This window comes from Collimonas sp., from assembly GCF_035566555.1.
Taxonomy (GTDB): domain Bacteria; phylum Pseudomonadota; class Gammaproteobacteria; order Burkholderiales; family Burkholderiaceae_D; genus Collimonas.
Genome location: NZ_DATMRB010000111.1, coordinates 1 through 19,121, shown reverse-complemented (window position 1 = coordinate 19,121; position 19,121 = coordinate 1). Strand labels below are relative to the sequence as shown.

At 59.4% G+C, this 19,121-nt stretch carries 18 protein-coding genes; 2 read left to right on the top strand and 16 right to left on the bottom strand.

Features of this window, described 5'->3' with window-relative positions; all coding sequences use genetic code 11:
* Positions 1 to 142: 142 nt before the first annotated feature.
* The 16 genes from VNZ65_RS14350 to rpsB all read right to left on the bottom strand — a co-directional run bounded on the left by VNZ65_RS14350 (position 143) and on the right by rpsB (position 16,021).
* Complete coding sequence (locus VNZ65_RS14350) at positions 143 to 925, bottom strand: RNA methyltransferase (protein ID WP_325670112.1); 783 nt, start codon at positions 923 to 925, stop codon at positions 143 to 145.
* The gene (rnhB, locus tag VNZ65_RS14345; protein ID WP_325670110.1) at positions 925 to 1,551 is read right to left on the bottom strand and encodes a ribonuclease HII; all 627 of its coding nucleotides are present in this window, start codon (positions 1,549 to 1,551) and stop codon (positions 925 to 927) included. Before rnhB ends, VNZ65_RS14350 begins: the two co-directional genes overlap by 1 nt.
* A 43-nt stretch (positions 1,552 to 1,594) precedes the next feature.
* Positions 1,595 to 2,767 (bottom strand): lipid-A-disaccharide synthase, encoded by a 1,173-nt coding sequence (gene lpxB / locus VNZ65_RS14340; RefSeq protein WP_325670167.1) that lies wholly within the window; start codon positions 2,765 to 2,767, stop codon positions 1,595 to 1,597.
* A gap of 1 nt (position 2,768) precedes the next feature.
* Positions 2,769 to 3,557 carry an acyl-ACP--UDP-N-acetylglucosamine O-acyltransferase gene (gene lpxA / locus VNZ65_RS14335; protein ID WP_325670108.1) on the bottom strand — a complete coding sequence of 263 codons (789 nt, stop codon included), beginning with the start codon at positions 3,555 to 3,557 and terminating at the stop codon, positions 2,769 to 2,771.
* A gap of 4 nt (positions 3,558 to 3,561) precedes the next feature.
* Positions 3,562 to 4,077 (bottom strand): 3-hydroxyacyl-ACP dehydratase FabZ, encoded by a 516-nt coding sequence (fabZ, locus tag VNZ65_RS14330; RefSeq protein ID WP_325670106.1) that lies wholly within the window; start codon positions 4,075 to 4,077, stop codon positions 3,562 to 3,564.
* On the bottom strand, positions 4,070 to 5,137 hold the full coding sequence (gene lpxD / locus VNZ65_RS14325; protein WP_325670104.1) for a UDP-3-O-(3-hydroxymyristoyl)glucosamine N-acyltransferase: 1,068 nt from the start codon (positions 5,135 to 5,137) through the stop codon (positions 4,070 to 4,072). Before lpxD ends, fabZ begins: the two co-directional genes overlap by 8 nt.
* A gap of 25 nt (positions 5,138 to 5,162) precedes the next feature.
* Positions 5,163 to 5,705: an OmpH family outer membrane protein gene (locus VNZ65_RS14320; protein ID WP_325670102.1), complete on the bottom strand. Its 543-nt coding sequence runs from the start codon at positions 5,703 to 5,705 to the stop codon at positions 5,163 to 5,165.
* Between the two features lie 68 nt (positions 5,706 to 5,773).
* Positions 5,774 to 8,170: an outer membrane protein assembly factor BamA gene (bamA, locus tag VNZ65_RS14315; RefSeq protein ID WP_325670100.1), complete on the bottom strand. Its 2,397-nt coding sequence runs from the start codon at positions 8,168 to 8,170 to the stop codon at positions 5,774 to 5,776.
* A 70-nt stretch (positions 8,171 to 8,240) separates the two neighbouring features.
* Complete coding sequence (rseP, locus tag VNZ65_RS14310) at positions 8,241 to 9,611, bottom strand: RIP metalloprotease RseP (protein WP_325670098.1); 1,371 nt, start codon at positions 9,609 to 9,611, stop codon at positions 8,241 to 8,243.
* A gap of 29 nt (positions 9,612 to 9,640) precedes the next feature.
* Positions 9,641 to 10,807, bottom strand: a complete 1,167-nt coding sequence (gene ispC / locus VNZ65_RS14305) for a 1-deoxy-D-xylulose-5-phosphate reductoisomerase (protein WP_325670096.1) — start codon at positions 10,805 to 10,807, stop codon at positions 9,641 to 9,643.
* A 5-nt stretch (positions 10,808 to 10,812) separates the two neighbouring features.
* Complete coding sequence (locus tag VNZ65_RS14300; protein WP_325670094.1) at positions 10,813 to 11,637, bottom strand: phosphatidate cytidylyltransferase; 825 nt, start codon at positions 11,635 to 11,637, stop codon at positions 10,813 to 10,815.
* The gene (gene uppS, locus VNZ65_RS14295; RefSeq protein ID WP_325670092.1) at positions 11,637 to 12,413 is read right to left on the bottom strand and encodes a polyprenyl diphosphate synthase; all 777 of its coding nucleotides are present in this window, start codon (positions 12,411 to 12,413) and stop codon (positions 11,637 to 11,639) included. The genes VNZ65_RS14300 and uppS overlap by 1 nt, the downstream gene beginning before the upstream one ends.
* Before the next feature lie 114 nt (positions 12,414 to 12,527).
* Entirely contained in the window at positions 12,528 to 13,088 is a 561-nt protein-coding gene (frr, locus tag VNZ65_RS14290; RefSeq protein WP_325670091.1) for a ribosome recycling factor, read from the bottom strand.
* A gap of 106 nt (positions 13,089 to 13,194) precedes the next feature.
* Positions 13,195 to 13,911 carry a UMP kinase gene (gene pyrH, locus VNZ65_RS14285; RefSeq protein WP_038491057.1) on the bottom strand — a complete coding sequence of 239 codons (717 nt, stop codon included), beginning with the start codon at positions 13,909 to 13,911 and terminating at the stop codon, positions 13,195 to 13,197.
* Positions 13,912 to 14,163: 252 nt separating this feature from the next.
* Positions 14,164 to 15,045: a translation elongation factor Ts gene (gene tsf / locus VNZ65_RS14280; protein WP_061942278.1), complete on the bottom strand. Its 882-nt coding sequence runs from the start codon at positions 15,043 to 15,045 to the stop codon at positions 14,164 to 14,166.
* 223 nt (positions 15,046 to 15,268) lie between these two features.
* Positions 15,269 to 16,021, bottom strand: coding sequence for a 30S ribosomal protein S2 (gene rpsB / locus VNZ65_RS14275; protein WP_014005317.1), 753 nt, complete (start codon positions 16,019 to 16,021; stop codon positions 15,269 to 15,271).
* Between the two features lie 342 nt (positions 16,022 to 16,363).
* On the opposite strand from rpsB, the gene map reads away from it, so the two are divergent.
* Both map and VNZ65_RS14265 read left to right on the top strand, forming a co-directional pair.
* Entirely contained in the window at positions 16,364 to 17,182 is an 819-nt protein-coding gene (gene map, locus VNZ65_RS14270) for a type I methionyl aminopeptidase (protein WP_061942280.1), read from the top strand.
* Between the two features lie 31 nt (positions 17,183 to 17,213).
* A partial coding sequence (locus tag VNZ65_RS14265) for a [protein-PII] uridylyltransferase (protein WP_325670086.1) occupies positions 17,214 to 19,121 on the top strand: 1,908 nt, incomplete at its 3' end.

Genomic DNA, 19,121 nt, shown 5'->3' with positions numbered 1-19,121 from the left:
AAGATTAACATTCGCTGATATTAGCGCGCAGTTGCCTTTATTGCAACAAAAATGGAGAAATTGTCGTGGCGATCACACCAAGCATTGCTTGCCTGATATGGCTGGAGAGCGGGCAGCACTTTGTGCCCGTCATACAAGTGGACTAACTGGTTTGACGCAGCTGCTCAAAAAAACATACTGCGGCCGCGGCTGCCACGTTCAGAGATTCCATCTGCCCGCGATGCGGGATCACGACTTGCTGGCTGGCCAGTTGCAGCAGGTCCTCGGCGACGCCCTGCCCCTCATGGCCGAACAGCCAGGCCAGCGGCGCGCTGAGATCGGCCTGGTAGATGCTCTGAGCGGCATAAGAGCTGGTGGCAAACACCGGTACCTGCGTGCTTGCCATCAACGCCGCCAGGTCAACGCCTTCAAAAATATCCAGGATGAAATGGGCGCCCATCCCGGCCCGCAAGACTTTAGGCGACCAAGCCGATGCGCTCCCTTCCGAGCAATAGATCTGCTTGATGCCGGCGGCGGCAGCGCTACGCAGGATGGAGCCGAGATTGCCGGGATCCTGCAAGTTGTCGAGCAGCACCGCGGACTGGGCCAGTACGGCCGGCAGCGCCGTTTTCGGCGTTTCGATCACGAACAGCAGGCCGACGCCGTGCTCGACCTGGCTCAGCGCCTGGTACTGGCCGTCCGGCAACACCACGCATTGCACCGCTGCGGCCTGGCATGAGCGGATCACCGCGCTGGCCTCGGCATGCGACAGCGCGGTTTCGCTGGCGACGCACAGCTCCGGCTTGCCGCCATGCTGCAGATACGATTCAGTCAGATGGATCCCGTCCAGCAAGCTGCGGCCTGCCTTGCGCCGCGCCTGGGCGCTGGTGGCCAGCTGCTTGAGTTCCTTGTACAAAGGATTGGCGGACGAAGTGATGCTTTTCATTATGCCGCTCCGCCGGGAACAGTCGCCAGCAAGGCCCGCACCGGAGCATAGGATCTGCGATGCACCGGCGAGACGCCGTGCAGGCGCAGCCGCTCCATGTGCAGCGCAGTCGGATAGCCTTTGTGCTGATCGAAGGCGTAGTGCGGATACTGTTCATGCAGCACCTGCAACGCAGCGTCGCGCGCCGTCTTGGCGAGAATCGAGGCGGCCGAAATCGCTTGCACCTTGTCGTCGCCCTTGATGATGGCTTCCGAGCGGATGCTGAGCTGCGGACAGCGGTTGCCGTCGATCAGCGCCAGCGTCGGCTGCATCGCTAATCCTTCTACCGCGCGGCGCATCGCCAGCATGGTCGCCTGCAAAATGTTCAGCTGGTCGATTTCCGCCTCGGAGCATTCGGCAATGGCCCAGGCCAGTGCATTGGCTTTGATCTGCTCGGCCAGGGCCTCGCGGCGTTCCGCGCTCAGCTTCTTGGAATCGCGCATGCCGCTGATCGGCCGCGCCGGATCGAGTATGACAGCGGCGGCAAACACTGGGCCTGCCAAGGGGCCGCGGCCGGCTTCATCGACGCCGCAAATGATTTCGCCGTCGTAGGTAAAGAGAGAGAGATTGGGATCGGATTGGGTCACGGCATTCAGTACAAAAGTGAGCGGTCTGTCGGACCGGCAAGAATTAAGATGAACGCTTATGCTGTTCGATGACTTGCAGCACCGCTTGCGCGCTCTCGCTGGCAGTATCGCGTAGCAAGGAATGGTGCATGTCGGTAAAGCGCTGCCTCAGCATCGCCTGGTGCGCCGGATCTTCCAGCTGCTTCCAGAGTGCGTCGGCCAGCGCCTGTGGCGTTGCATTGTGCTGCAGCAGCTCCGGCACCAGGAATTCGCGCGCCAGGATGTTCGGCAAGCCGATCCACGGCTGGTAGCTCATGTGACGCATGATTTCCCAGCTGGCGCGCATCATCTTGTAGGCGATCACCATCGGTTTCTTGTACAGCGCGACTTCCAGCGACGCCGTGCCCGAGGCCACCAGCACGCCGTCGGCGGCAGCCATTGCGGTGTGCGACTGGCCATCGACGATCTGCAGCGGCAGATCCTGTAAGCCGGCCTCGATGAGCAGTTCGTTAAAGAACTTGCGCTGCTTTTCACCTGCCATGGGGGCGATGAAGCGCATGCCGGGATCGCGCTGCGCCAGTATCCTGGCGGCTTGCACAAAAGCGATCGTATTATGCTTCAGTTCGCCCATGCGGCTGCCGGGCATGATCGCCACCACCCGGCCCGCAGCCGGCAGGCCAAGCGCTATGCGCGCCGCGGCCACATCCGGTTCCATCGGAATCATCTGCGCCAGCGGATGGCCGACATAGGTCACCGGAATGCCGGCCTTGCGATAAATCTCCGCCTCAAACGGGAAAATCACCAGCATGTGCGAAGCCGCGCGGGCGATCTTCTTGATGCGGCCGCCGCGCCAGGCCCAGATCGACGGTCCGATGAAATGGACGGTGGGAATGCCGCCCTCGCGCAATTGCTGTTCCAGGCCGAAATTGAAATCCGGCGCGTCGACGCCGATAAAGACATTCGGCTGCTCCACCAGCAAACGGTCGCGCAGCGTGTTCTGGATGCCCTTCAGTTCGCGATAGTGAGCAAGTACTTCGAACAGGCCGTTGACCGACAGCTTCTCCATCGGCCAGTCGCTGACGAAACCGTATTCGGCCATCCTGGCGCCGCCGATGCCGTGCATGCGCGCATCCGGCAGATGCGGCCGCAACCCCGACAGCAGGCGCGCGGCCAGCAGGTCGCCGGAGGTTTCGCCGGCGACCATGGCGACGGTCACATTGGCGCTGCTGCCCGCCATGTCAGCGGATGATGCCACGCGTCGAGGATGCGATGAACTCGCGCATCAGCTTCAGGTAGGCAGCGGAATCCGGCGTCTTGCTTTCTTCCAGCGCCAGTGCGGCCAGTGCTTCTTCAAGCGGCAGGCCGGCGCGGTAAATGGTGCGGTAGGCGCGCTTGACAGCCATGATCTGTTCGCTGCTGAAGCCGCGGCGGCGCAAGCCTTCGCTGTTGATGCCGACTGGTGCGGCGCGATTGCCAGCGGCGGTGACGAAAGGCGGGACGTCCTGGCTGACGGCTGCAGTGAATGCCGTCATGGCATGGGCGCCGATACGGCAAAACTGATGCACGGTGGTGAAACCGCCGAGCAGGACCCAGTCGCCGATGAGCACATGGCCGGCCAGCGTGGCATTGTTGGCGATCGTGGTGTTGCTGCCGATCTGGCAATCATGCGCCACGTGCACATAGGCCATGACCCAATTGTCGTCGCCGATGCGGGTCACGCCGCCGTCCTGCACGGTGCCCAGGTTCAGCGTCACGAATTCGCGGATGGTGTTGCGGTCGCCGATCTCCAGGCGGGTCGGTTCGCCGGCATATTTCTTGTCTTGCGGTACGGCGCCGATCGAGCCGAACTGGAAAATCGTATTGTCGCAGCCAATGGTGGTATGGCCTTCGATGACCGCATGCGGCCCGATCTTGCTGCCGGCGCCGATGACGACGTCCGGCCCGATGACTGTGTAAGCGCCGACTTCGACCGAACTGTCGATACTCGCCTTGGGATCGATGACGGCGGTAGGGTGAATGCGCGTCATCGGATCACGCTGATGGAGTGACGTCGGCGCTGTTCACCGCAGGAGTGGACGCTGCGCCGGGGCTGACTGCGTCGCGCATGGTGCACATGAATTCAGCTTCTACCGCCAGTTCGCCGTCGACGCTGGCGACCGCCTTGTATTTCCAGATGCCGCGCACCACGCGTACGATTTCGACCTGCAGCTTGATCTGGTCGCCCGGCTCCACCGGACGGCGGAAACGCGCCTTGTCAATGCCGAGGAAATAGACCACGGTATTTTCATCCGGCTTGCGGCCTTCTGTCAAAAATGACAACAGTGCGGCGGTTTGCGCCAGCGCCTCAATCGTCAGCACGCCTGGCATCACCGGCTTGTTCGGGAAATGGCCGTTGAAGAATTCTTCGTTAATGGTGACATTCTTGATCGCAGTGATCGACTTGCCGCTTTCCCAATTCAATACGCGATCAACCAGCAGCAGCGGATAACGGTGCGGCAGGTAGGTTTTGATCTGATTGATATCTAGCGTTTGGTTTGGACTATTCATTATCTTTTTGGGTAAGCTGAGGCATTAACTGTTTAACGGATTTTTCCAGAGAGCGGATTTTCTCACGCATTGTATTCAGATTGCGTACCAGGGCGGCAGATTTTTCCCAGTCGCCATGCTTGGCGATCGGATAAAACCCGGTATATTGCCCCGGTTCGGAAATTGAGCGTAAGGCCAGCGTTCCCGCTGACACATGCACGTGATCGGCAATGGTGATATGGCCATGGATCATGGCGGCGCCGCCTATCGAGCAGTATTTGCCGATGCGGGCGCTGCCGGCGATCCCCGCGCACGCCGCAATCGCCGTATGGGCGCCGATATGGCAGTTATGAGCGATCTGGATCTGGTTGTCCAGCTTGACGCCCTCTTCAATCACAGTGTCGGCCAGGGCGCCGCGGTCAATCGTGGTGTTGGCGCCGATTTCGACGTCGTCGCCGATCAGCACGCGCCCGGTTTGCGGGATCTTGACCCAGGTCCCGCCGTCGTTGGCAAAACCGAAACCGTCGGCGCCGATCACCACCCCGGAATGAATGATCGCTCGTTGACCGATTTCGCAGGCGTGGTAGACAGTTACATTAGCATAAAGATAACTGCCGGCGCCAATCCGGGTGCCGGCGCCGATCACGCAACCGGCATCGATGCGAACGTTGTCGCCGATGACCGCGCCGCTGCCGATGACCACATTAGGACCGATGCAGGCGCTGGCCGCGACCTGGGCGCCAGGATCGACACTGGCGGCCGGATGAATCCCGGCAACCACGGGAACGGCATTCCTGGCCGCGAACAGCTGCGCCGCCCGGGCAAAATACGCATAGGGATTGGCGGCGACAATGCGCGCGCCGTGGTAATCCGCGCCGACCGCCGCATCATCCGCGGCAGACAGGATGACCGCAGCTGCCTGCGTTTGCGGCACCAGGGACCGAAATTTTGGATTCGAGAGGAAGGTGATCTGTGATGCGGTGGCATCGCTCAAGGGAGCGATGCCGGATACCTGGGTATCGGCATCACCGATCAATTGGCCACCTAAGCTTTCGACCAATTCTTTTAGCCGAATGCTCATACTGATTGGCCTTGACAGAATAGTTTTATTTATTGAGGATCTTCAGCACTTTATCGGTGATATCAATGCGCGGGCTCACGTAGACGCCGCCTTCCTGAAACACCATATCGTACTTTTCCGCTTCGGCGATCTGCTTGATCGCCTTGGTCGAACGCTCCAGCACAATAGCCAGCTCTTCGTTGCGGCGCTGGTTCAAGTCTTCGCGGAATTCACGCTGCTTGCGCTGGAAATCCTTGTCCAGGTCGCTCAGCTCGCGCTGGCGCTTGGTGCGCTCGGAATCCGAAATCACGGCTGAATCCTTGTCCAGCTTGTCCGCCTTGACTTTCAAGGCGGCTGCCTGGTCCTGCAGATCCTTGTCGCGCTTGGAAAACTCGGCTTCGATCTTGCTTTGCGCTGCTTTGGCTGGATTGGCCTCGCGCAAAATGCGTTCGCTGCTGACGAAGGCAATTTTCGAGCCGTCATCCGCATGCGCCGGCGCTGCCGCCGACAACGCACACATAGCCAGCACTGCAGCCGATGGTAATGATGTAAATGATTTAATTAGAGATTTCAACACTATTCTCCGCAATTCAAATGATGCAACTTGTGCATTATGCCACTCTTGCCAGAATCTGCACGGCGCAGACCCCGGCGGGTTTAGAAGCCCGTACCCAACTGGAACTGGAAGGACTGCGTCTTGTCGGTCGGCTTGGCGTTCAAAGGCTTGCCGTAGCTGATCTTCAACGGACCGATAGGCGAAACCCAGCTCAAACCGAGACCGGTAGAATACCGCAACTCGCTCAACTGCATCGGCGCCTTGTCGGCGTAGACCTGGCCGCCGTCGAGGAAGGTGAACCAGCGCAGGGTACGGTCGCTGCCGGAACCAGGGAACGGGAATTGCAATTCCATGTTGCCGAACACGCGCGACGCGCCGCCCATCGAATCGCCGTACTGGTCGACGTTGGTGCCGACGCCCAGGGTCGAACCTTCATAACCGCGCACGGTGCCGATACCGCCGGCATAGTAGTTCTTGAACACCGGATACGGCTTGCCGCCGATGCCGCGGCCGTAGTCGATCTCGCCGTTCAAGGCCAGCGTTGCCGCATTGCCCCAGAATGGCTGGAAGTACTGATGCTGGTAGCTTGCGCGATAGTAGCGCAGGGTACCGACTGCCGACACTTCAACCGTGGCGCGCTGGTAGCGTCCCTTGGTCGGCACCAGTGCGCTGTCGCGGCTGTCGCGCTGCCAGGCTGCGGTCAGCGGGAAGCTGTTGGTGGTGGCGGCGGCTGGATTTTCCAATACGTTATAGGGCTGACCGTTAGGCAGCGTCAAACCGCTGTCGATCAGGTGGCCATTGCCGAAATCGCTGACATACTGCTGGTACAGCAACGGACTGGAGTTATCGGCCTGGACATTGGTATTTTCAATACCGACGCCGAAGAACACCGTATCCAGTTCCGAGAACGGCACGCCGAACTTGATATCGCTGCCGATGGTGCGGACGCGATAGTCACCCGTGGTGTATGGCGATGGCCGCACGGTACGCAGATAGACGTTGTAGGTACGGCTGATGCCGTCATCGGTAAAGTAAGGATTGGTCTGGGACAGCGCAATCACCCGCGAATAGCTGCTGGTGTTGACATCGAGGCCGATGGTGTTGCCGCTGCCGAAAGCATTCTGCTGCTGGATCGAACCGGACAGGCTCAGCTTGTCGGTCTGCGAGAAACCGGCGCCGACCTGGATGTTACCGGTAGGCTTCTCGGTGACCGCCATGTTGATATCGACCTGGTCGGAAGTGTTCGGCACTTCCGGCGTTTCGATGCCGACGTCCTTGAAGTAACCCAGACGGTCGACGCGGTCGCGCGACAGCTTGATCTTGGAACCGTCGTACCAGGAGTCTTCGAACTGGCGGAATTCGCGGCGCACCACTTCATCGCGCGTCTTGGTGTTGCCGGCGACGTTGATATGGCGCACATACACGCGCTTGCCCGGATCGACCAGGATGGTAAAGGCCACTTCCTTGGTTTCGCGGTTCAGGTCCGGATTGGCGTTGACGTTAGCGAAGGCGTAACCGAAGTTACCCAGGCGCTCGGACATCTTCTTGGTGCTGTTGTTGAGCTTTTCGCCGTTGAAGACATCGCCCTTTTTCAATTCCAGCAATGACTTGAGTTCGTCTTCACGGCCGAACATCTCGCCTTCCATCTTGATGTCGGAAACCTTGTACTTGTCACCTTCGTTGATGTTGATGGTGATGTAGATATCTTTCTTGTCCGGCGTGATCGACACCTGGGTCGATTCGACCTGCATCTCGATATAGCCGCGGTTCAGGTAGTAGGAACGCAGGGTTTCGATGTCGCCCGACAGTTTTTCCTTGGCGTACTGGTCGGCCTTGGTGTACCAGGTGAACCAGCCCGGCGAGCGCAGCTTGATCTGGTCGCGCAGGTCGCCGTCGGAGAACGCCTTGTTGCCGACGAAGCGGATTTCCTTGATGCGCGAGACTTCGCCTTCGTCCACGGCAAACGTGACGTTGACGCGATTGCGTTCGATAGGCGTGACGGTGGTCGTCACTTTCATGCCGTACAGGCCGCGCGACAGGTACTGTTTCTTCAGTTCCTGTTCAGCACGGTCGACCTGGGCCTTGTCGAAAATGCGCGATTCGCCGACGCCGATTTCCTTCAGCGCCTTGGTCAGCTGATCCTTGTCGAATTCCTTGATGCCGGAGAAGTCGACAGCGGCGATCGATGGCCGCTCTTCCACCATCACCACCAGCACGTCGCCTTCAGACTCGATCCGCACATCCTTGAAGAAGCCGGTCGCATACAGGGCCTTGATCGCCGCGGTCCCTTTTTCGTCGGTGAACTGCTCGCCAACGCGCACTGGCAGGTAGCTGAATACAGTACCGGCCTCCGTGCGCTGGATACCTTCGATGCGGATATCCTTGACCACAAACGGCTGCACCGCCATGACCTGGCCCGAACACAGGGCGAAGGCAGCGGCAGCAATCAAACGACGGGGAAGAATCGACAAAGGGAAGTGCTCGGAATGTAATTTCATTAGCGATCGTTTTTTATCAATGTCCTTGTCCGCCACGATTGTCAGACAAGAGAGCCGAACTTAAAGGAGTTTAAAATAGGAGCCGAACGATGTCGTTAAACATGGCGACCATCATCAACGTCATCAAAATGCCGATGCCTGCGCGCTGTGCAATTGCACCAACCCGTTCAGGAATGGGGCGTCCGGTCAAAACTTCCAGCGAATAATACAGCAAAAGACCACCATCTAGAACCGGAATGGGGAGCAAATTCATGACGCCCAGGCTGATGCTGATAAAGGCAATAAAGCTCAAATAGCTGAATGCACCGATGCGCGCGGTCTGGCCGGCATAGTCGGCAATCGTGATCGGACCGGTGATATTCTTCCAGGAAACCTCGCCGACAATCATTTTACCCAGCATTTTCAGGGTCAGGACACTGCTGTCCCAGGTCCGTTTTGCCCCTTTGGCAAGCGCTTGCAGCGGCGGGCTGCTGGACAGCACCATTTCCGGCATCGTAGACAATAATTCAACCTTGATGCGGCCGATCGTCCCGTCTTTGGACTGCTGCGCCTCCGGCGTGACATTCAGGGTAAAGGAATTGCCACTCCGCAATCCTGTCAGCGTCAAAGGCTTGCCCGGCGAGGCGCTTACCTTAGCGATGAACGCCGCGCTATCGGCAATGGTCTCGCCATTGATTGCAGTGATCAGGTCGCCATCCTGCAAACCCGCTTTCATGGCGGGTCCGTCAGGCTGAACCTTGCCGAGGATCGCCTTGCCCAGCGCCAGCTTGATGCCCAGCTTGCCGAGATAATCGCCCTCCAGATCCTTGGTAGACACGCCGCCGGTCGACAAATTGACCGTAGCCAGCAGTGCGCCGCCCGCGGCAGCTGGATTGGCATGGCGCACGTCAAGCCTCACCGGCGCCTTGTCGACTACCGCCTGCATCACTTTCCAGCGCAATTCATTCCAGGTCTGGACCGCTTCGCCGTTGACGCCGGTAATCAGGTCATCGGCACGCAAGCCGGCCTGGTAGGCAGCACTATTCTCCGGCACGGCCCGCACCCTCGGGGTCGGCTCCATTTCGCCATAGCTGTACAAGCCTGCGAATAGCAAAATGGCAAGAATGAAATTCGCCAGCGGACCGGCGGCGACAATCGCGATGCGCCGCCATACCGACTGGCTGGTGAATTCCCGTTTCATGTCTTGCGCGGAAATGCCGGAGATATCTTGCTCGCGGGCATCCAGCATTTTGACGTAGCCGCCTAACGGCAAGATCGAAATCGCCCACTCCGTCTGGTCGGGGCCGAAGCGGCGCGACCAGACAATCTTGCCCATGCCTACCGAAAAGCGCAGCACCTTGACGCCGCACAAGCGCGCGACCCAATAGTGGCCAAGCTCGTGGATGATGACCAGCGAGCCAAGGGCGACGACAAATGCGAGGATTGTTTGCAGAAAGGCCATTGCCGTATATGTGTGTGCGGTAAATTCGGTCAGGATATCAGGGCATTGACCGTCTGGCGCGCCAGCCGGTCTTGCTCAAGCAGCATCTCGATATCGGTCACCGCGCACAGCGGCAGGCTGTCCATAGTGCGAGCGATTAATTGAGCAATCATGCCGAATCCGATTTTTTCATCCAGGAAAGCTTGGACCGCGACTTCATTCGCGGCGTTCAATATGGTTGCAGCCGAACCGCCGGCCAACAATGCATCATACGCGAGTTTCAGGCAGGGAAAACGTTGCAGGTCGGGCCGGCTGAACTGCAGCTGCCCGATCACGGTCAGGTCGAGCGCGCCGACGCCGGAGGCAATCCGCTCCGGATAGGCCAGCGCATGGGCGATGGGCGTGCGCATGTCGGGATTGCCGAGCTGCGCCAGCACCGAACCGTCGATATACGACACCATCGAATGGATCACGCTTTGCGGATGGATCACGACTTCGATCTGGCTGGCGGCGGCGCCGAACAGCCAGTGGGCCTCGATCACTTCCAGCCCCTTGTTCATCATGGTGGCGGAATCGACCGAAATCTTGCGTCCCATGACCCACTTCGGATGAGCGATGGCTTGCGCCGGCGTCACCGCATCCATGGTGTCCAGCGGCCGCGTCAGGAACGGACCGCCGGATGCCGTCAACAGGATCTTTTCGACCCCGAGCGCGGCCGGCGAACGGTCGTAGTTATGCGGCAGGCACTGGAAAATCGCGTTGTGTTCGCTGTCGATCGGCAGCAGCACCGCGCCGCTCTGCTTGACGGCGTCGATGAACAGCTGGCCCGACATCACCAGCGCTTCCTTGTTCGCCAGCAGCACCTTCTTGCCGGCCTTGGCCGCTGCCAGGGTCGATGCCAGCCCGGCAGCGCCGACAATCGCCGCCATCACCGCATCGCATGCCGGCGCACTGGCAACCTGGCATAGGGCCTCGGCGCCGTGCAGCACTTCGATCTGCGGCGCCTCCTGCAGCAGGCGGCTTAAGCGCAGGGCGGCGTCGGCGCTGCCGACCACTGCTACCTGCGGCTTGAACTTCAGACATTGTTCCGCAAGCTGCTCGACCCTGCTATGAGCGGTCAGGGCATACACCGAATAACGCTCGGGATGGCGCGCCAGCACATCCAGGGTGGACATGCCGATCGAACCAGTGGAGCCGAGGATAGTAATATTTTGCATAAAGCCTAGAACCAGAAACTCAACAAGGCTGCCAGCGGCAGCACCGGGATCAGCGCATCGACGCGATCGAGCACGCCGCCATGGCCGGGCAGCAGATTGCTGCTGTCCTTGATGCCGGCGCGGCGCTTGAGCATGGATTCGAACAAGTCGCCGGCGACGCTGGCCGCCACCAGTACGCTCATGGCTGCCAACAGCCCGGCCCAGCCCCAGGTCGCCAGCAGGCGCATCGGGAAGGTGTCCGCCAGCGCCGGTGTGAAGCTGAAGCCGAGCGCCATGAGCAGCACCAGGATCCAGCCGCCGACGGCGCCCTCCCAGGACTTGCCTGGGGAGATGGACGGCGCCAGTTTATGCTTGCCGAAAGCCTTGCCGGAAAAATAAGCGCCGATATCCGCCGCCCAGACAATCACCAGCACCGACAGCAGATACAGAGGCGAATGATGGAACAATACGACAATTGCGAGGAAACAGCCAAATATGGCGATGGCGTAAGTCGCCGCAATCAGCCGGTTAGCCAGGCTGGCCAGGGGCGGCAATCCGAATCCCAGGGCCGGCACGAAACGGAAGCACCAGATTGCCACGCACAGCGTAAACAGCAAACGGATATTGGGACCGCTGCCGGCGTACAGCACCGCGCCGAACAGGATCAGCGCCGCCAGCCCCCAGACCAGCGCGGCCTTGGCCGAGGCGCCGAATATGCGGGCGCTTTCCCAGATCGCCGCGCCGAAAAACAGCGTCGAGACCAGGGCAAAGGCAGGGTAATAATTGAAATACAAGATTGGCAGCAGCACCGCCAACAACAGTAACGCCGTGATGACACGTGTTCTTAGCATCAGGTAGCCTGTTCAACCAGTTGCGCGCTGGTGCGCCCGAAACGCCGTTCGCGCTGCTGATAAGAGGCAATTGCCTTGTCCAGCTCGTCGGCGCCGAAATCCGGCCAGTAGGTATCGGTAAAGTAAAGCTCGCTGTAGGCCAGTTGCCACAGCAGGAAGTTGGAAATGCGCTGCTCGCCGCCGGTGCGGATGAACAGATCCGGCTCGGGCGCGTAGGCCATCGCCAGGTACTGCGCCAGCTCATCCTCGGAAAACATGTCTGCCCCGGCAAGCGCCGGAGCGCCGCTGGCGGCACGCGCAGCCAGCATCTTCTGCACCGCCTGCATGACATCCCAGCGGCCGCCGTAGTTGGCGCAGACGGTGACCGTCATGGCGGTATTGCCGGCGGTCTTGCGCTCGGCGTTGTCGATCATCTGCTGCAGCTTGTCGTCGAAACGGCTGAGGTCGCCCACCACTTTCAGGCGGATGCCGTTGGCGTGCATCTTGCCTACTTCGCGCTCCAGCGCCACCATGAACAAGCGCATCAGCAGCGACACTTCATCGGCCGGGCGGCGCCAGTTCTCGGAACTGAAGGCAAACAGGGTCAGGTATTCAACGCCACGCGCGGCGCAGGCTTCCACCGCTGCACGCACTGCTTCGACGCCCTTGCCGTGGCCGGCGACGCGCGGCAGAAAGCGGCTGGTCGCCCAGCGGCCGTTGCCGTCCATGATGATGGCGACGTGCCGCGGCACTGTCGGGCTGGCAGGCAGCGTTTGCGTGGAACTTGAATGGGCCATAAATAATGAGTAAGAAAGAATGCGTAGGGTGGGCACAGCGTGCCCACGCGTTACCGCGATAAGCGGAGTACAGACAGCGTGGGCACGTTGTGCCCACCCTACACAGGGAATGGCTTAAACCGTCAGGATCTCTTTTTCTTTATCGACCACTTGCTTGTCAATTTCGGCAACGAACTTGTCAGTCAGCTTCTGGATTTCGTCTTGTGCACGACGCTCGTCGTCTTCCGAACATTCCTTGTCCTTGACCAGCTTCTTCAAGCCTTCGTTGGCGTCGCGGCGGATATTGCGGATTGCAATCTTAGCATCTTCTGCTTCGCCCTTGACCAGCTTGACCATTTCCTTGCGGCGTTCTTCCGTCAGCGCCGGCGTCGGCACGCGCACCAGTTCACCCTGGGTCGACGGGTTCAGGCCGAGATCGGATTCGCGGATGGCTTTTTCGACCACTGCGAGCATCTTCTTTTCAAACGGCTGCACGCCGATGGTGCGCGCATCGATCAGGGTGACGTTGGCGACCTGGCTCAGATTGGCCGGGCTGCCGTAATAGTCGACAGTGATGTGGTCAAGGATGCCGGTGTGAGCGCGCCCGGTACGTACCTTGGCCAGGTCGGCCCGCAAGGTTTCCCGCGACTTTTGCATTCTTTGATCGGTATTCTTTTTCACGTCAGCAATGCTCATGCTGCTCTCCTCTACTAAAACAAATTGTATTAAGTTGACTAAATCTTATCTACGTAAGGGAATTGCGCAACAGATGTGCACAATTTTTACAAATCGGCTAAATATTTTATACGTGTACCAGCGTGCCTTCATCTTCGCCCAGGATGACGCGCTTCAGCGCGCCCGGCTTGATGATCGAAAACACCTTGATCGGCAGCTTCTGGTCACGGCACAGCGCAAAGGCGGTAGCGTCCATGACCTGCAGGTGCTTGGTGATCGCTTCGTCGAAAGTGATGTGCGAATAGCGGGTCGCGGTCGGATCCTTGTTTGGATCCGCGCTGTAGACGCCGTCGACCTTGGTCGCCTTGAGGACGATCTCGGCGCCGATTTCCGAACCGCGCAAGGCCGCTGCAGTGTCGGTGGTGAAGAAAGGATTGCCGGTGCCTGCTGCAAAAATGACAACCTTGTCTTCTTCCAGGTATTGCAACGCCTTGGGCCGCACGTATGGCTCCACCACCTGCTCAATGCTGATGGCCGACATGACGCGTGCCGTCAGGCCGATCTGGCGCATGGCATCGGCCAGCGCCAGCGAATTCATCACCGTCGCCAGCATCCCCATGTAATCTGCGGTAGCGCGGTCCATGCCCTGGGCGCCTGGCGCGACGCCGCGGAAAATATTGCCGCCGCCGATCACGATCGCCAGTTCGACGCCCAGTTTGGCGACTTCGGCGACATCGGCCACCATGCGCTCAATCGTCGCACGGTTGATGCCGTAGGCGTCATCGCCCATCAGGGCTTCACCGGAGAGTTTCAGGAGAACACGCTTGTAAGCTGGTTTTGTCATGGTCTGGGCCCCTTGTGGCTTCCGATTGATATGTGTGTTGTTCACGCCTAGCTGAAGCACTGCAGCGCCATTGTCAGGCCAAACTGCAGCAAAATCTACTATCAGGCTCTTTTTTGGATAATCGGAGCCGGCTCCTGCGTTTTCGTTACACCCTTTTGGCTGCAACGATCCGGCAAGGCATTCCTTAGTCCGTGGCTTGGGAAGAAAATTCCGCAGAGCCAAAAAAACGGGCCTTTCGGCCCGTATTCTTGCTTACGCCTGCTTGGCCGCAGCAACTGTCGCTGCAACTTCTGCAGCGAAGTCATCTTGTTTCTTCTCGATGCCTTCACCGACCACAAACATGGTGAACGCTTTGACGCTGGTGTTGGTCGCCTTCAGCATCTGCTCAACAGTCTGCTTGTCGTTCTTGACGAAAGTCTGGTTCAGCAGGGAAACTTCCTTCAGGAATTTCTGCACCGAACCTTCGATCATCTTGGCAGCGATATCTGCAGGCTTGCCGGATTCGGCGGCCTTCAGGGTTGCCACCGAACGCTCTTTTTCGATCAGATCGGCCGGCACTTGCTCGGACGACAGCGAAACAGGCTTCATCGCAGCGATGTGCATGGCCACGTCTTTACCGACTTGCTCGTCAGCGCCGTCGAATTCGACCATCACGCCGATGCGTGTGCCATGCAGGTAGGAAACCAGCTTGGCGGCAGTGTCGAAACGGGTGAAACGACGGATCGACATGTTTTCGCCGATACGGCCGATCAGGGCAGCACGGGTCTCTTCAACGGTGCTGCCGTCGAGAGGCAGAGCCGACAGGGCCGCCACGTCAGCAGGATTCTTTTCTGCAACCAGCTTGGCGCAGGCATTCGCCAGGGCCAGGAAGTCGTCGTTCTTGGTGACGAAGTCGGTTTCGCAGTTGACTTCCACCAGGGCGCCGACGCCGCCGGCGATGTAGGCAGCCACAACGCCTTCAGCCGTCACGCGGGAAGCAGCCTTGGAAGCCTTGCCGCCCAGTTTGACGCGCAGGATTTCTTCTGCCTTGTCCATGTCGCCGCCGGCTTCGGTCAGCGCCTTCTTGCATTCCATCATTGGCGCATCAGTCTTTGCGCGCAGTTCGCCTACCAGTGCTGCTGTAATTGCTGCCATACTATTCTCCTAACAAGTGGCGCCGTGCCGGCCGCAGTACTGGTGCGCAGTACTGGCGATTATTTACAGCTATCCGCCACAGTATTCTGCAACCGGCCTTCCAGCGCCATCATTCAAAATATATTCAAGTATAAATTCGGGTAAAACACGTGCAAGTGATACAAAAAAAGGGGCAACCACGCCCCCTTTTTTTCTTCTGAGTATGAAACCTCAGATGCAGGGCTTAAGCCTGGTCGTTGACTTCAACGAATTCGTCGCCAGCTGCGCCCTTGATGGCTTCAACTACGTCGTTGACTGCATTGGCGCGGCCTTCCAGGATCGCATCGGCAACACCGCGAGCGTACAAAGCGATTGCCTTGGACGAGTCGTCGTTGCCAGGAATGACATAAGTCACGCCGTCTGGCGAGTGGTTGGTGTCAACCACGCCGATCACCGGGATGCCCAGCTTGGCGGCTTCAGTGATGGCGCCCTTGTGGTAGCCGACGTCGATCACGAAAATTGCGTCAGGAATGCCGCCCATGTCCTTGATGCCGCCGATAGCTTTTTGCAGCTTGATCAGCTCGCGTTGGAACATCAGGCCTTCTTTTTTGCTCAGCTTCTCAACCGAACCGTCTTCAATCGAAGCTTCCATTTCTTTCAGGCGCTTGATCGATGTCTTGATGGTCTTGAAGTTGGTCAGCATGCCGCCCAACCAGCGTTGGTCGACGAAAGGCGAACCCGAACGTGCTGCTTCAGCAGCAACGATTTCGCGCGCTTGGCGCTTGGTGCCGACAAACAGGATGTTGCCGCGGTTGGACGACAATTGGCGAATGTACTTCATCGCCTCTTGGTACATACCCAGGGTTTTTTCCAGGTTGACGATATGAATTTTGTTGCGGTGACCGAAGATGAACGGCGCCATCTTTGGGTTCCAGAAACGGGTTTGGTGACCGAAGTGGACACCGGCTTCCAGCATTTCACGCATTGTTACGGACATAATTTTCTCCAGGGTTGGGTCTGGAATCTGCTCAGTCACTGTTTTGCCGATGGCGGAAACAGCACCCTTTTCGAGCGGATTCGCGTTTTTAAAACTTACAATTAAGACTAGAAACTACGGTATAGCCCGATAGCAATTCGAGCTAACCCAAGATTGTAACCCAAAACCCAGGACTTCTTCAAGTCCCGGCAGGCATATCTTTCAGCGCATCTTGTGATGCTCGTCTATAATCGTTACCTGAATGAATCCCGGCCGTTTTCGCCTGTTTTTACGGCTGTTTTGTGCGCTTATTGCGCACTTGAACACGGATTTGCCCTTATTTCTCAGAATTATTCCTTACCTATGACCACTATTTCCATCAAAACCGCCGAGGACATCGCCGGCATGCGCATCGCCGGCAAGCTGGCCTCCGAGGTGCTCGACTACATCACGCCCTTTGTCAAAGCCGGCGTGACCACCGGCGAGCTGGACCGTTTGTGCCATGAGTTCATGACAAACGTACAAGATTCCATCCCGGCCCCGCTCAACTACTGCCCGCCAGGCTATACCCCGTATCCGAAAGCCATCTGCACCTCGGTCAACGATGTCATCTGCCACGGCATCCCGGGCGACAAGGTACTGAAGAACGGCGACGTGGTGAATCTCGACATCACCATCATCAAGCATGGCTACCACGGCGACACCAGCCGCATGTTCTATGTCGGCGAGCCGTCGATCATGGCCAAGCGCCTGGGGGACATCACCTATGAATGCATGTGGCTGGGGATCGCCAAGATCAAGCCCGGCGCGCACCTGGGCGATATCGGCCATGTCATCCAGCAGCACGCCGAAAAAGCCGGCTACAGCGTGGTGCGCGAATTCTGCGGCCACGGCATCGGCAAGGTATTCCACGAAGAGCCGCAAGTCTTGCACTACGGCCGTCCCGGCACGCTGGAGCGGCTGGAAGCCGGCATGATCTTCACGGTCGAGCCGATGATCAACGCCGGCCGCCGCGACATCCGCGAAATGGGCGACGGCTGGACCATCAAGACCAAGGATCGCAGCCTCTCCGCGCAATGGGAACATACCGTGCTGGTGACCGAAACCGGCTACGAAGTGCTGACTGTCTCGGCCGGTACGCCGCCGCCGCCGGCATTCGTCCAGCAAGCAGCTGCCGCCTGATCACGCCTATCTTAAGCACCGAACGCCGTACATGACGACACTTGCCGCGACCCTGAAACAACAGCTGAGAACCGAGCGGCAAGTCATCATCTCTGCCTTCCTGGCGGAGGGCAAACCCGGCGAACTGCTGACAGCGCTGCGGCGCAGCGTCGACCTCGCCCTCACCCAGGCCTGGAAAATGCTCGGCCTGCCGGCCTCGGCAGCGCTGGTGGCGGTCGGCGGCTACGGCCGCGGCGAACTGTTCCCCCACTCCGACGTCGATGTGCTGATACTGCTCGGTGCCGCGCCCGACGCCGAACTGAAACCGCGCCTGGAGCAGCTGGTCCAGCTGTTCTGGGACATCGGCCTGGAGATCGGCCACAGCATCCGCACCGTCGACGAATGCCTGAGCGAATCGGCCGCCGACATCACGGTGCAGACCAGCTTGCTGGAAGCCCGTCTGGTGACGGGCAATCACGCTTTGTTCCACCAGTTGCAGGAACGCTGCAACGCGGCGATGGACCCTTGCGCCTTTTTCCAGGAAAAAATCCTGGAAATGCGTCAGCGCCACGTCAAGTATGAAGACACGCCCTACAGCCTGGAACCGAATTGCAAGGAAAGTCCGGGCGGCCTGCGCGACTTGCAGGTGATCCTGTGGGTGGCCAAGGCCGCCGGGCTGGGCGAGTCCTGGCCCAAGCTGGCCAAGCACGGCCTGATCACGGCCGCGGAAGCGCGCCAGCTGTCGCGCCAGGAGCGCGCCTTCAAGGACATCCGCATCCGTCTGCACATTTACACCAACCGGCGCGAAGACCGCCTGGTGTTCGACGTGCAGACGCCGATCGCCGAAGCGCTCGGCTTCCAGACCACCGAAACGCGGCGCGCCAGCGAATACCTGATGCAGCGCTACTACTGGGCCGCGAAGGCGGTGACCCAGCTCAACACCATTCTGCTGCAAAACATCGAAGTGCAGCTGTTCCCGCAGCCGATGGTGCCGCAGCGTATCAACGAGCGCTTCAACCACCTGAACCGCCTGATCGACATCGCCCACGACGACCTGTTCAAGACCACGCCGTCGGCCATGCTGGAGCTGTTCCTGCTGCTGGCCCAGCACAGCGAACTGCGCGACATGACCGCGCGCACCCGGCGCGCCTTGTGGCATGCGCGCGTGAAGATCGACAACGCCTTTCGCCGCGATCCGGTCAACCGCTCGCTGTTCATCCAGATCATCCAGGCCCCGCAAGGGATCACCCATGCGCTGCGCGGCATGAACCAGACCAGCATCCTGGGCCGCTACCTGCCGAACTTCCGCCGCATCGTCGGCCAGATGCAGCACGACCTGTTTCACGTCTACACGGTAGACCAGCACATCCTGATGGTGGTGCGCAATGTGCGCCGTTTCACCATGAGCGAACACGCCCACGAATATCCGTTCTGCAGCCAGCTGATCGCCAATTTTCCACGGCCGTGGCTGCTGTATGTGGCAGCCCTGTTCCACGACATCGCCAAAGGCCGCGGCGGCGATCATTCCAAGCTGGGCATGACCGACGCCCTGCATTTCTGCCAACACCATGGCCTGGCCCCGCAGGACACCGCGCTGGTGGTGTTCCTGGTGGAGCATCACCTGACCATGTCGCAAGTGGCGCAAAAACAGGATTTATCCGATCCGGATGTCATCCTGCACTTCGCCGGCACGGTCAAGGACGAGCGCCATCTGACCGCTCTCTATCTGCTGACCGTGGCCGACATCCGCGGCACCAGCCCGAAAGTATGGAACGCCTGGAAAGGCAAGCTGCTGGAAGACCTGTACCGCATGACCTTGCGCGTGCTGGGCGGCGAAACGCCGTCGGCCGACCGCGAGCTGAAGAACCGCCAGGAAGAAGCACTGAAAACCCTGCGCCTGTACGGCTTGCCGCCGGACGCCCATGAAGCGCTGTGGCAGCAGCTCGACGTCGCTTACTTC